This is a genomic window from Burkholderia sp. MSh2, assembly GCF_000731655.1.
GTDB classification, from domain to species: Bacteria; Pseudomonadota; Gammaproteobacteria; order Burkholderiales; family Burkholderiaceae; genus Burkholderia; species Burkholderia paludis.
This window is the reverse complement of the sequence record NZ_JPGM01000020.1, coordinates 22,055-34,486: the sequence shown is the minus strand read 5'-3', so window position 1 is coordinate 34,486 and position 12,432 is coordinate 22,055. Positions and strand designations below refer to the sequence as shown.

12 protein-coding genes are annotated in these 12,432 nt (G+C 70.9%); 7 read left to right on the top strand and 5 right to left on the bottom strand.

The window, feature by feature from the left end; translation table 11 throughout:
• Position 1: 1 nt before the first annotated feature.
• From bcsE to GQ57_RS13575, 6 genes are read left to right on the top strand one after another with little or no spacing between them, the layout of a single operon-like run.
• Positions 2–1,906 carry a cellulose biosynthesis protein BcsE gene (bcsE, locus tag GQ57_RS13600; protein ID WP_034198096.1) on the top strand — a complete coding sequence of 635 codons (1,905 nt, stop codon included), beginning with the start codon at positions 2–4 and terminating at the stop codon, positions 1,904–1,906.
• Positions 1,903–2,112, top strand: a complete 210-nt coding sequence (locus GQ57_RS13595; RefSeq protein ID WP_031401244.1) for a hypothetical protein — start codon at positions 1,903–1,905, stop codon at positions 2,110–2,112. Before bcsE ends, GQ57_RS13595 begins: the two co-directional genes overlap by 4 nt.
• Positions 2,109–2,888, top strand: coding sequence for a cellulose biosynthesis protein BcsQ (bcsQ, locus tag GQ57_RS13590; RefSeq protein WP_034198095.1), 780 nt, complete (start codon positions 2,109–2,111; stop codon positions 2,886–2,888). Before GQ57_RS13595 ends, bcsQ begins: the two co-directional genes overlap by 4 nt.
• Positions 2,885–5,422, top strand: a complete 2,538-nt coding sequence (bcsA, locus tag GQ57_RS13585; RefSeq protein ID WP_034198152.1) for a UDP-forming cellulose synthase catalytic subunit — start codon at positions 2,885–2,887, stop codon at positions 5,420–5,422. The genes bcsQ and bcsA overlap by 4 nt, the downstream gene beginning before the upstream one ends.
• Before the next feature lie 27 nt (positions 5,423–5,449).
• Positions 5,450–7,009 (top strand): cellulose biosynthesis protein BcsG, encoded by a 1,560-nt coding sequence (gene bcsG, locus GQ57_RS13580; RefSeq protein ID WP_031401241.1) that lies wholly within the window; start codon positions 5,450–5,452, stop codon positions 7,007–7,009.
• Positions 6,991–7,188 (top strand): hypothetical protein, encoded by a 198-nt coding sequence (locus GQ57_RS13575; protein ID WP_031401240.1) that lies wholly within the window; start codon positions 6,991–6,993, stop codon positions 7,186–7,188. The genes bcsG and GQ57_RS13575 overlap by 19 nt, the downstream gene beginning before the upstream one ends.
• 58 nt (positions 7,189–7,246) lie before the next feature.
• On the opposite strand, the gene GQ57_RS13570 is transcribed toward GQ57_RS13575, so the two are convergent.
• The 4 genes from GQ57_RS13570 to GQ57_RS13555 are packed head-to-tail and all read right to left on the bottom strand — an operon-like array spanning position 7,247 to position 10,454.
• Positions 7,247–8,131 carry a pirin family protein gene (locus GQ57_RS13570; RefSeq protein ID WP_031401239.1) on the bottom strand — a complete coding sequence of 295 codons (885 nt, stop codon included), beginning with the start codon at positions 8,129–8,131 and terminating at the stop codon, positions 7,247–7,249.
• Positions 8,132–8,162: 31 nt separating this feature from the next.
• Complete coding sequence (locus GQ57_RS13565; protein WP_034198094.1) at positions 8,163–8,555, bottom strand: OsmC family protein; 393 nt, start codon at positions 8,553–8,555, stop codon at positions 8,163–8,165.
• Between the two features lie 47 nt (positions 8,556–8,602).
• Complete coding sequence (locus GQ57_RS13560; protein ID WP_034198093.1) at positions 8,603–10,183, bottom strand: cation:proton antiporter; 1,581 nt, start codon at positions 10,181–10,183, stop codon at positions 8,603–8,605.
• A 10-nt stretch (positions 10,184–10,193) separates the two neighbouring features.
• Positions 10,194–10,454, bottom strand: a complete 261-nt coding sequence (locus GQ57_RS13555) for a DUF1427 family protein (protein WP_031401236.1) — start codon at positions 10,452–10,454, stop codon at positions 10,194–10,196.
• 280 nt (positions 10,455–10,734) lie between these two features.
• Between GQ57_RS13555 and GQ57_RS13550 the strand changes: the two genes are divergently transcribed.
• Entirely contained in the window at positions 10,735–11,421 is a 687-nt protein-coding gene (locus GQ57_RS13550) for a hydrolase (RefSeq protein WP_031401235.1), read from the top strand.
• 22 nt (positions 11,422–11,443) lie between these two features.
• On the opposite strand, the gene GQ57_RS13545 is transcribed toward GQ57_RS13550, so the two are convergent.
• A complete protein-coding gene (locus tag GQ57_RS13545; RefSeq protein ID WP_031401234.1) occupies positions 11,444–12,367 on the bottom strand; it encodes a LysR family transcriptional regulator in 924 nt (307 codons plus the stop codon).
• Positions 12,368–12,432: the final 65 nt, after the last annotated feature.

Genomic DNA, 12,432 nt, shown 5'->3' with positions numbered 1-12,432 from the left:
CGTGAATACTGAAATCGATTCGACCCGTCCCGCGTCCGGCCCCGCCGGCCTGCTGGGCCGCCTGCGCATGCTGTTGCGCGCGGGGCCGGCCGGCGGTCGCGCCGGTGCGCCGAACCGGCTGGCGATCGACGGCCTGCCCGACGCATGGACGCAGCTGGAGGCCGGCGGCCTGTACGCGATCTACGCGGCCGCCGGCACGCCGGCGTGCGACGCGCTCGTCTGGGAAAGCGCGCGGCAGGCGCGCACGCGCAACGTCACCGTCGTGCTGGCGCGAGACGCGGCCGCCGTGGCCGGGCAGATGCAGGCGCGCGGCTTCGCGGGCGGCGCCCAGCCGGCCGGCTGGCCGCGCAACCTGAACGTGCTCGCGATGCCGCCGGCGGCCGAGGCGGCCGCCGATCCCGCATCGCGCCGCGCCGCGCCGGGCGCATTCGCGCGGCTCACCGGCGGTCTGCGTGCGATGCAGCGCTACGGCTTTCGCGCGCGTTCGCTGTATTTCATCGAGGGCGCGCAGCGCTGGTTCAGCTGGGACGACCCGAGCGCGCTGGCCGACGAGGCGCATGCACTCGCCGACTGGTGCCGGTCGCGCCGGATCGCGCTCGTGCTGCTGCTCGATCCCGAAGCGACCCGTGCGGCCGACGAAGCGCGCACCGACGACGCGCCGCTCGTGCGCGACGCGGATCGCGCGCCGCGCAGCGGCTTCCACGGCATCTGCTCGGGCGTCGCGCAGTTGCAGCGCACGCATGGCGAGCTGCTGTGGATCGTCGATTTCTGGCGCGCGGGCGACACGCTCGCGGCCGGCGAGGTGCGGCCGCTGCGCTTCGCGCCGGACGGCCGGCTGTCGGCGAGCGTCGACGGCGATGCGACCGAGCCCGCGCAACGGATGAAGCTCGCGAGCGACGAGGATCGCGTCGTCGCCTGCCGCGCGGTGCTCGACGGCGCGAACCGCGTGCCCGAAGGCTGGGAAATCGTCAGCGACAACGCGGCCGTCGTCGCGGCCTGCGCGCATGCCCAGGCGGCGACCGCGGTGCTCGTGTTCCGCTCGCATGCGCAGCTCGAAGCGCTGTGCGCGAGCGTGCACGCGCTGCGCCGGCAGTGCGGCGGCGCGCTGAAGATCGTGATCGTCGAGCGCGGCGAGGTGCTGCGCCATCAGTTCGAGATGCTGGTGCTGAGCGTCGGCGCGAGCCGCATCGTCGCGCGCGACCTGCCGGTGGCGCGGATCCAGTCCGCCGTGCACGCGCTGCGCGGCCAGCTCTATGCGCGGCCCGTCGCGGCCGACTATCGCGCGGCGCTCGCGGCCGCACTCGGCGATCCGGTGCTCGGCTATCTGCCGGTCGGCGCGTTCTGCCAGCGGATGCGCGCGGTGCTCGATCGCGGCGCGGTGCTCGCGCTGCCGCACACGCTCGCGAAGATCGCGCTGCTGCCGGGCGTGTCGCACGTCGACGCGCTCCGGCATTGCCGGCCGCGCCGCGCGGGCGACGTCGTGACGGCCGATGCCGGGCACCTGTACGTGTTCCTGTTCGCGTGCGAGCCGGCCGACGCCGAGGACGCGCTCACGCGCATCTTCGACGTGCCGGTCGACACGCTGTCCGACCGCGTCGTGTGTCTCGGCAAGGGCAGCATCGACACCGAACTCGAGGCGCTGAAGGCCGAGAACCGCCGCGCGCCGATCGCCGACTACAGCGACCTGTTCGCGGCCACGCCGTCCGTGCGTGCCGGCCGCGACGCGGCATCGGCCGAAGCGGCGGAGGTGAGCGACGCGATCGACGCCATCGATGCAATCGTCGCGCTCGAGGCGCTTCGTGCGACGCCCGCGCCCGGCGACGCATCGGCGCCCGTCATTCCCGCCGCGCGTACGCGCGGCGCCATCCGCAGCGCGATGCCGCTGCGCAAGCAGGGGGTTGCATGATCGCCGAACTCGTCATCGGTTTCCTGGCCGGCATCGTGATCGCGGTGCCCGTGTGGATCGTCGCACAGCACCTCGGCATCGGCCGCGGTTTTCGTGCGCCGCGCGGGATCGACCTGCGCAACGCGGTGCCGTGCGAACTCGTGCCGGTCGCGCTGCGCGGGCGGCTGCTGCCCGGCGCCGAGCCGGCCGGCAAGGCGGCGCGATGAAGACGATCGCCATTACGTCGACGACCGGCGGCGCCGGCCGCACCACGCTGGCGGCCGCGCTCGCGGTGCTGCTCGCGCGCCGCGGCCGTCCGGTCGTCGCGGTCGAATTCGATGCGCAGAACCTGATGGGCGCGACGCTCGGCCTCGATACGCTGGCCGAACACGGCCTCGCGCAGAGCGTGCTCGGCGGCGCCGAGCCGTGGCATGCGCATACGTGGCGTAACGCCGACGGCGTGCTGTTCGTGCCGTACGGGCAGGTCGATGCGGCCGGCGCGGCCGCATGCGATGCGCGGCTCGCGGCCGATCCGGCATGGCTGTCGAACGCGCTCGACGAGATCGCGTTGCCGGCCGACGGCGTCGTGCTGGTCGACACCGCCCGCTATCCGTCGACGCAGGCCGAGCAGGCGATCCGCCGGGCGGACCTGACGCTCGTCGTGGTCCCGCCCGAACCGGCCGCCTGCGCGACGACGGCCGCCCGGCTCGGCGCGCTGCGCGCCGGCGGCGGCGAACTGCAGATCGTCGTGAACCGGCTGAATCCGGCGCGCGACATGCAGCGCGACGCGCTCGCGATGTTGCGCGCGGTCGCGGGGCCGGCGTCGATGCTCGAGCAGCGGATCCACGTCGACGCGGCGTTGCCCGAGGCGCTCGCGCGCGGCAGCTGGATCTTCGACGACGCGCCGTACTCGCAGGCGTCGCACGACCTGAACGGCGTCGCGAACTGGGTCGACGCGTGGCTGGCGGCGGCCGCGGCCGGTCGCCGGGGAGCGGCGCGATGAAGGCGCGCGTCGCGTCGCGCCTGCGCGCGTCCGGCCGCCGGGCAGCCGACTGGTTCGCACGCGGCATCGGGCTGCCGGCGCAGCGTACGACGGTCGACTGGCTCGTGCGCCTGCTGTTCCACGCGCCGCCGCCGGGCCGTCCCGATTACGTGCGCCGTTGGGTGCGCGTCGCGTTCCTGCGGCTCGCGCACGACTGGGGCGTGCTGCAGCCGCTCAGTCCGCGCGAATGGCTGTGGCGCGCGATCGTGCGTGCGCCTCGCGCGGCCGATGGCCGCCCCGCACGCGATCCGCTGGCCTGGTTCGACACGCTCGTCGTGCCCGTCTACGTCATCGCGCGCGCCGCCGGCCGGCGCTTCGACGCGATGCTCGCGCGCCTGCCGTGGGCCCGCTGGGGCGGGTGGCTCGACGCCCGCGCGAACGGCGTCAGCCGGCGCCGCTGGCTCGCGCCGTTGCTGCTCGCGGCCGGTGCGCTGCTGTGGGCCGCGGCCGGGATGTCGCCGCTGATGCCCGGCGCGCAGTTCGCGTTCTTCGCGATCGTCGCGCTCCTGGCGCTCGCGCTGCGCCGCCTGCCGGGCCATCTGCCCACGCTCGCGCTCGCGTCGCTCGCGCTGCTCGCCACCCTGCGCTACGTCTGGTGGCGCACCACGCAGACACTCGATTTCCGCGGCCCGGTCGAGGCCGTCGCCGGCTATCTGCTGTACGGCGCCGAAGCCTATACGTGGATGATCCTGCTGCTCGGCTTCGTGCAGACCGCGTGGCCGCTCGACCGGACGGTCGTGCCGCTGCCGGACGATCCCGACAGCTGGCCGAGCGTCGACATCTACATCCCGACCTACAACGAGCCGCTGTCGGTCGTGAAGCCGACGGTGTTCGCCGCGCAGAGCATCGACTGGCCGGCGGCGAAGCTGCGCGTCTACCTGCTCGACGACGGCCGCCGCCCCGAGTTCGCGGCGTTCGCGGCCGAGGCCGGCATCGACTACCTGACGCGCGACGACAACCGCCACGCGAAGGCCGGCAACATCAACCGCGCGCTGCCGAAGACGCACGGCGAATACATCGCGATCTTCGACTGCGATCACGTGCCGACGCGCTCGTTCCTGCAGACGACGATGGGCGTGTTCCTGCGCGACCCGAAGTGCGCGCTCGTGCAGACGCCGCACCATTTCTTCTCGCCCGATCCGTTCGAGCGCAACCTCGGCACGTTCCGCGAGATCCCGAACGAGGGCAACCTGTTCTACGGGCTCGTGCAGTCGGGCAACGACCTGTGGAACGCGACGTTCTTCTGCGGCTCGTGCGCGGTGCTCAAGCGCAGTGCGCTGGAAGAGGTGGGCGGCGTCGCGGTCGAGACCGTGACCGAGGACGCGCACACGGCGCTCAAGCTGCACCGGCGCGGCTATACGTCCGCGTACCTGCCGACCGTGCAGGCGGCCGGCCTCGCGACCGAGAGCCTCGCGGGCCACGTGAAGCAGCGCACGCGCTGGGCGCGCGGGATGGCGCAGATCTTCCGCATCGACAACCCGTTCCTCGGGCGCGGGCTCGGCCTCATCCAGCGGATCTGCTACGGCAACGCGATGCTGCATTTCTTCTACGGGATTCCGCGGCTGGTGTTCCTGACGATCCCGCTCGCGTACCTGTTCTTCCACCTGTACTTCATCAACGCGTCGGCGCTCGCGCTCGCGAGCTACGTGATTCCGTACCTGGTGCTGTCGAACGTCGCGAACTCGCGGATGCAGGGGCGCTATCGGCACTCGTTCTGGGCCGAGGTCTATGAATCGGTGCTCGCGTGGTATATCGCGCTGCCGACCACCGTCGCGTTCTTCAGCCCGAAGCACGGCAAGTTCAACGTGACCGACAAGGGCGGCAAGATCGACGAAGGCTACGTCGACTGGTCGACGTCGAAGCCGTATCTCGTGCTGTTCGCGCTGAACGTGCTGGCGATCGTCGCCGGCGTGTGGCGGCTCGTGGCCGACCAGGGTGACGAGGCGTCGACGATCCTGATCACGCTCGGCTGGACCGCCTACAACCTCGCGATGCTCGGCGCGGCGCTGGCGGTCGCACGCGAAACCCGGCAGGTGCGCGTCACGCACCGCATCGCGATGCGCGTGCCGGCCACGCTGCTGCTGGCCGACGGCTCGACGGCCGCGTGCTTCACGAGCGACTACTCGACCGGCGGCCTCGGCCTCGAGGCGGTGCCGGGGCTCACGCTCGCGGTCGGCGACACGCTGACGGTGTGCGTGACGCGCGGCGACCGGCCGTTCCCGTTCCCGGTGCGCGTGAGCCGCGTGACGCCGACCCATCTCGGCGTGAGCTTCGACGAGCTGACGCTCGAACAGGAGCGCCAGCTCGTGCAGTGCACGTTCGGCCGCGCGGATGCGTGGCTCGACTGGCACGCGGGCGAGCGCGCCGATACGCCGCTCGGCGGGCTGAAGGAGGTGCTGCGCGTCGGCGTGGACGGCTATGTGCGGATGTGGAAGGGTGCGGCGCGCGGCCTGCGGGCCATGCTGGCGCCGAAACTCGATCGGGCGCGCGACTGACGCGGCGCCCATCATGGAGTGGTTTAGATGACGTTCTGGAATCTGTATTTCATCCTGAAGTTCGCGATGTTCGCGACCGGGCGCCTGCAGCCGTGGTGGCTCGCGAACCTCGCGTTCGCGGTGGCGCTCGCGGCGAGCGCGCCGATCCGGCAGCGCGCGTGGCGCATCGTCCGGCAACTGGTCGCGCTCGCGATCGCGGTGCCGCTGCTCGCGCGCGAACTGCATGCGCCGCCGCTCGCCCGTCTCGTCGAGGCCGCGCGCGAAGTGAGCACGTTCCGCCTCGACTACTGGATGGAACTGCTGCCGCGCCTGCTGCCGCCGGTGCTGGTGCTGACGGTGGCCGGCGCGCTGATCGTGTACTTCATCGTCAATCGCTGGCTGCGCGTCGCGACCTTCGTGCTGGCCGTGCTGATCGCGATGCCGCTGTGGCAGGCCGGCAACGGGCTGATGGCGCGCGTCGTCGCGCCGCTGCCGCAGCAGCAGGCGAACGCGGCGGGAGCCGCGCGCGCCGACCAGCCCGAGGACCACAACGCCGCGCTCGCGACGTTCCGCACGCAGGAGTCGCAGCGCCAGGTCGCGTTCGGCCATCTCGGCAACGATCCGGCCGCGCAGTTCGACGTGATCGTGCTGCATGTCTGCTCGCTGTCGTGGGACGACCTCGACGCCGCGAAGGTGCGCAACCACCCGATGCTGAGCCATTTCGACTACCTGTTCACGAACTTCAGCACGGCTGCGAGCTACAGCGGCCCGGCCGCGATCCGCGTGCTGCGCGCGAGCTGCGGGCAGGAGGCGCATGCCGACCTGTACAAGCCCGCGCCGCCGCAGTGCCACCTGTTCTCGCAACTGGCGAGCGCCGGCTACTCGGTGCAGTCGCTGCTGAACCACGACGGCCACTTCGACAACTTCCTGCAGGTGATTCACGACAACCTCGGCGTGCCCGATGCGCCGATGATCTCGAACGCGGCCGCGCCCGTCGCGATGCATGCGTTCGACGGTTCGCCGATCAAGGACGACTATGCGACGCTCGCGGGCTGGTACGCGCAGCGCGCGTCGGTGCCGGGCCCGGTCGCGTTGTACTACAACACGATCAGCCTGCACGACGGCAACCGGGTCGTCGGCAGCTCGCTGACGAGCATCGACTCGTATCCGCAGCGCGCGACGAAGCTGATGGGCGATTTCGACCGCCTCGCCGACCTGATCGCGCAATCGGGCCGCCGCGCCGTGATCGTGTTCGTCCCCGAGCACGGCGCCGCGTTGCGCGGCGACAAGAACCAGGTCGCGGGCCTGCGCGAGATTCCGACGCCGCGCATCGTGCACGGGCCGGTGGGCGTGCGGCTCGTCGGCTTCGCCGGCAACCACGGCGCGACGACCGTGATCGAGCAGCCCACCAGCTTCCTCGCGCTCGCGCAGCTGATGTCGAACCTCGTGTCGAACAGCCCGTTCAAGCCGGGCGCGACGCTCGCGCAGTACGCGGCCGACCTGCCGCGCACGCGAATGGTGGGCGAGAACGAGGGCACGGTGACGATACAGACGGCCGCGGGTTACGCGGTGAAAACTCCGGATGGCGTATGGATCGACGAACAGTAATCCTTCCCGGCGAAGGCGACGACGATCGCCTGTCGCAACCGAACGACGTCATCGGCCTCGCGCGGCACCTGCCCGCGCTCGATCCGGAGCGTTACGTCGACGAGCAGGCGCGCCGCGCGTTCATCGAGTCGCTCGACCGCTGGCCGACGCTCGCGAAGCTGATGGGATTGACGCGATAGGCGAACGACGGCCGGCCGATGCGCCGGCCGTCTTCGGCCGGCGGACGGCCGGCCCGGCTTACTGCGCGTTGCGCTCCGGCTGGCGCGTCCACTGGTCTTCTTCACCCGGCACCTTGCCGAAGGTCTGCGCGGCCCACGCCGCGCGTGCGGCCTCGATCTTCGCGCGCTCGCTCGACACGAAATTCCACTCGATGAACCGATCGCCCGGCAGATGCGCGCCGCCGAGCAGCATCACGCGCGCGCCGTTCGCGCTGGCGAGCGCCACGGTCGCGCCCGGTTCGAGCACGGCCATCGTCGCGGGGGCGAGCGGCGTGCCGTCGATCGCGAGATCGCCATCGACGAGGTACACGCCGCGTTCGTCGTGCTCGGCGTCGAGCGCGAGCCGGCCGCCCGGCGCGAATTCCGCATACGCATAGAGGGTCGGCGAGAACACGGCGACCGGCGACGCGAGCCCGAACGCGGCGCCCGCGATCACGCGCACGCTGGCGCCGTCGCGCGAGAACGACGGCAGCGTGTCGGCCGGATGATGAACGAAGGCGGGCGCGGTGTCTTCGTGCTCGACCGGCAGCGCGACCCAGGTCTGGATGCCGTGAACCGGCTGCGCGCGCGGCCGGTCCTCGTCGGGCGAACGCTCCGAATGCACGATGCCGCGCCCGGCCGTCATCCAGTTCACGTCGCCCGGCACGATCTTCTGCCGGAAGCCGAGGCTGTCGTGATGCATCAGCGAACCGTCGAACAGGTAGGTGACGGTCGCGAGCCCGATGTGCGGATGCGGCAGCACGTCGATACCCTGGCCGGGCGGCAGGACGGCGGGCCCCATCTCGTCGAAGAAGATGAACGGGCCGACGAGGCGCGCGGCGCGCGCGGGCAGCACGCGGCGTACGACGAGGTTGCCGATGTCGCTTTCGCGCGGCGTGAGCAGGGTCTTGATCGAGGCGGACATGGTGGGGATCTCGTGGTCGATGCGGGCGACGTCAGGCGATCGCGGTGTCGATCGCGATCGGATGGGTGAGGATCTTGTGTACCGGGCACGCGTTCGCGATCTGCAGCAGGCGCTCGCGCTGTTCGTCGCTCAGGTCGCCGTCGAGCGTGATGCGGCGCACGATCGTGCTGCCCGCGCTGCCCGGTTCGTGCGCGAGCTTCACGTGCACTTCGGCGAGCGGCCAGCCCTTGCGTTGCGCATACATCTTCAGCGTGATCGCGGTGCACGCGCCGAGGCTCGACAGCAGGAGCGCGACGGGCGTCGGCGCCGTATCGCCGCCGCCGAGCGACGCGGGTTCGTCGGCGCGCCACTGGTGGACGCCATCGTTGAAGTGGACGAGGTAGTCGACCGGGCCGATGCTCGCTTCGACGGACAGTTCGCTCATTGCAGTTCCATGGGAAAAAGGGGGAGGGCCGGCGGCATCGCCGGGCGTTACGGTTCGAGCAGGCGCTGCAGGCGCAGCTCCTCGAAATCGAGTTCGGATTCGATCCGGTGCAGCGCCGTATCGTCGACCTTGCCGTCGCGATGCAGGTCGAGCAGCGCGCGGCGCGATACGCCGACGAGTTCGAGTTCGACGCGCAGCATTCGCGCACGCACGCCGGCCGGTTCGGCGCCGTCGCGGTGCGCGCGTTCGTTGAACGCGACGCGATTGCGGTACTCGGCGAGCAGGCGGTCGAGCGACTGGCGTTCGAGGTCCGATCCGCGCCGTTCGAGCGCGTCGAGTTCGGCGAGCGCCGCGCCGAACGTCTGCGCGCGTACCGCGTGTTCGGACATCGTGTGCCGCGCGGCCGGGCCGAGCTTCAGCATGCGGATCAGCGGCGCGAGCGTGCCGCCCTGCACGACCAGCGTCGCGATGATCAGCAGGAAGGTGCTGAACAGGATCAGGTCGCGGCCGGGAAAGTTGCCCGGCAGCGCGATCGCGGCCGCGAGGCTCACGACGCCGCGCATGCCCGACCAGCCGAGCACGACGGCCTCGCGCCACGACCAGGGCGGGCGGCCCGCGCGCGGCGCGCGCAGGCGGCCCGGCAGCCACATCGCGACGAACACCCACACGACGCGCGCGCCGATCGCGGCGGCCGTCGCGGGCAGCGCGACGCGCAGGCCGGCGATCAGCAGCGCGCCTTCGTGGTTCACGCGGGCGAGGATCGCGTGCAGCGCGAGACCGATCAGGATGAACACGAGGGCGTCGAGCACGAACACGATCGCCTCCCATGTCGCCTTCGCCTTGATCCGCATGTCGGCGTCGAATACGCGATGCTGGCGCACGCCGAGCACGAGGCCGCAGGTCACGACCGACAGCACGCCCGAGCCGTCGACGGCTTCCGCGATCCCGTAACTGCCCCATGCCATCGCGAAGGTCACGACGATGCCGAGCATCGGGTCGCGCAGCCGCGGCAGCACCCAGCACATCGCATGGCCGCACGCGAGGCCGACCGCGATGCCGATCAGCGTCAGCGAGAAGAACAGGCCGGTGGCGCTTGCCGCCGTGATCGACACGGCGAGTGCGGCCGAGACGGCCATCTGGTACAGCAGCAGGCCCGACGCGTCGTTGACGAGGCTTTCGCCTTCGAGCACCGCGACGAGCCGCGCGGGCAGCGGGTGGCGTTGCAGGATCGCTTTCGCCGCGACCGCGTCGGGCGGCGATACGATCGCGCCTAGCGTGAAGCAGGCGGCCCACGGCAGCGCGGGGTTCGCGGCATGCACGGCCAGCGCGACCGCGACGGTCGTGAACACCACCGCGCCGAGCGCGAGCGATGCGATCGACGCGAGCTCCTGGCGGAATTCCTTCCACGCGGTATAGAACCCGCTCGACATCAGCAGCGGCGGCAGCACGGCCGCGAGCAGCAGCGCCGGGTCCATGTCGGGCACGCGCCTGCCGGCGACGGCGACCGCGCAACCGCCGAGCAGCAGCACGACGGCCGGCGGGATCGAGATCCGTTCGGCGAGCCAGGTGAGCGCGCCCGCGCCGCAGATCAACAGCAGCAGGTAATGAAACAGTTCGACGTTGGTCATGAGCCTTGCGTCACGACGGCTTGCGGTCGTTCGCGGCCGCGCCCGGCAGCGCGCCGAACAGGTGCTGGCCGCATTGTGCATCGCGCCATGCGGCCGGCAGCCGGTGGCCGGACAGCAGCCGGCGCGCGAGCGGCAGGATCTGTTCGCCGGCCAGCATGCCGAGCAGGCCGAGGAGCGCGACGACCGGCGGCGCCGGCGCGTTCACGCCGAGCGCGCCATAGATGACGCCGGCGAGGATGCCGGCGAGCAGCGACAGAAAATACGGCTTCATGATGAAAACCTCTCGTGACGGTCGGGGGGCGAACGGCGGGCCTCCAATGTGCAGGAAGCGTATCGGGTTTCCGTGCCGAACAAAAGGGCGGACCGCCTCGGAGAGACCCCGCTTTCGGAATTCGATCGATTCCGTTTCTTGGATGTCCGGACCGCGACTTTTCCGATTAAATGGCTGCAACCGGATGACGCAGTTCCGGAGCAACGCACAGCCGGCTCCTCGCCGTTTCCAGGTCGAGGCAAGCCTCAAACGTTCCCTGTCCAGAAGGATGATTCGCGCCATGAGCAACCCGAAGCTTGAAGTCCTCACCCCCGAGAACAGCCAGTTGATCTTCATCGACCAGCAACCGCAGATGGCGTTCGGCGTGCAGTCGATCGACCGGCAAACGCTGAAGAACAACGTCGTCGGGCTCGCGAAGGCCGCGAAGGCGTTCGACATCCCGACCACGATCACGACGGTCGAAAGCGACAGCTTCTCGGGTTACACCTACCCCGAGCTGCTCGACGTGTTTCCCGGCCAGAAGACGCTCGAACGCACGTCGATGAATTCGTGGGACGACCAGAAGGTGCGCGACGCGCTGGCCGCGAACGGCCGCAGGAAGGTCGTCGTGTCGGGCCTGTGGACCGAAGTCTGCAACACGACGTTCGCGCTCAGCGCGATGCTCGAAGGCGACTACGAGATCTACATGGTGGCGGATGCATCGGGCGGTACGTCGAAGGATGCGCACGACTTCGCGATGCAGCGGATGATCCAGGCCGGCGTCGTGCCCGTCACCTGGCAGCAGGTCGTGCTCGAGTGGCAGCGCGACTGGGCGCGCCGCGACACCTACGACGCGGTGATGGCGGTCGCGAAGGAGCACTCGGGCGCGTACGGGATGGGCGTCGACTACGCGTACACGATGGTCCACAAGGCGGCGCAGCGCACCGCGACGCCGCACGAGTCGATTCCGGCCGTACCGGCGAAGTAACGGGCCGCCGGCGGTCGCGGGCTCAGACGGGCGGCAGCGCCCACGGCGCGTGGGACAGATGTTCGACGAGGAAGTCGAGCAGGGCCGTCACGCGTGCGGCGCGCAGCATGCCCGGCGGTGTCACGAGGTTGACGTTGATATCGGCGATTTTCCAGTCGTGCATCACTTCCTCGAGCTCGCCGCGTTGCAGCGCATCCCAGACCAGGAACGTCGGCTGCAGGGCGAGACCGTGGCCCGCGACCAGCGCGGGGGCGATGACGTCCGCGTTGTTGGTGCGGATGCGGCCGCGCACGGGTACGCCGAATTCGTCGTTCGACGTGACGTGGCGAAAGCGCCAGTAGTCGGGTGTGGGGATGTTCGTGTAGGTCAGGCACACGTGCTGGTCGAGCTCGCCCGGATGGGTCGGCCGGCCGTGCCGGTCGAGATACGCGGGCGATGCGACGAGCGGCCGGCGTACCGAGCAGAGGCGTCGCGCACGCAGCGACGAGTCGTTCAGCTCGGCGATCCGGATCGCGACGTCGAAGCCGCCCGACACGATGTCGACGAAGTGGTCGGTCAGCACGAGGTCGATGTCGACGCGCGGATAGCGTTCGAGAAACGCGGGCAGCACCGGCGACAGGTGGCGCAGCCCGAACGACATCGGCGCGTTCACGCGCACGAGGCCATGCGGTTCGAGTGCGTGCGCGGATGCTTCGTCCTCGATCAGCTCGGCGTCGGCGAGCAGCCGGATCGCGCGGTCGCGCAGCAGCTCGCCGGTGGGCGTGAGCGACAGCTTGCGCGACGTGCGGTACAGCAGCATCGAGCCGAGGCGCTTTTCGAGGCGCGCGATCGCTTTCGACACGGTCGGTTGCGACACGCCGAGCAGGTCGGCGGCCTTGGCGAACGAACCGGTCTCCGCGACGCGCGCGAAGATGGCCCAGGCTTCGAGATCGGGAAGATGTTGCATGGCAGGAAAGCGTGGCAGGAAAGCGAAGCCGACGGGGCGGCGGCGGATCGCGCCGCCCGCGCACG

Coding starts and splice junctions, on each gene's coding strand:
- GQ57_RS13595 (WP_031401244.1), top strand. CDS start 1,903: ATGATCGCCGAACTCGTCATCGGTTTCCTGGCCGGCATCGTGATCGCG.
- bcsQ (WP_034198095.1), top strand. CDS start 2,109: ATGAAGACGATCGCCATTACGTCGACGACCGGCGGCGCCGGCCGCACC.
- bcsA (WP_034198152.1), top strand. CDS start 2,885: ATGAAGGCGCGCGTCGCGTCGCGCCTGCGCGCGTCCGGCCGCCGGGCA.
- bcsG (WP_031401241.1), top strand. CDS start 5,450: ATGACGTTCTGGAATCTGTATTTCATCCTGAAGTTCGCGATGTTCGCG.
- GQ57_RS13575 (WP_031401240.1), top strand. CDS start 6,991: ATGGATCGACGAACAGTAATCCTTCCCGGCGAAGGCGACGACGATCGC.
- GQ57_RS13570 (WP_031401239.1), bottom strand. CDS start 8,131: ATGTCCGCCTCGATCAAGACCCTGCTCACGCCGCGCGAAAGCGACATC.
- GQ57_RS13565 (WP_034198094.1), bottom strand. CDS start 8,555: ATGAGCGAACTGTCCGTCGAAGCGAGCATCGGCCCGGTCGACTACCTC.
- GQ57_RS13560 (WP_034198093.1), bottom strand. CDS start 10,183: ATGACCAACGTCGAACTGTTTCATTACCTGCTGCTGTTGATCTGCGGC.
- GQ57_RS13555 (WP_031401236.1), bottom strand. CDS start 10,454: ATGAAGCCGTATTTTCTGTCGCTGCTCGCCGGCATCCTCGCCGGCGTC.
- GQ57_RS13550 (WP_031401235.1), top strand. CDS start 10,735: ATGAGCAACCCGAAGCTTGAAGTCCTCACCCCCGAGAACAGCCAGTTG.
- GQ57_RS13545 (WP_031401234.1), bottom strand. CDS start 12,367: ATGCAACATCTTCCCGATCTCGAAGCCTGGGCCATCTTCGCGCGCGTC.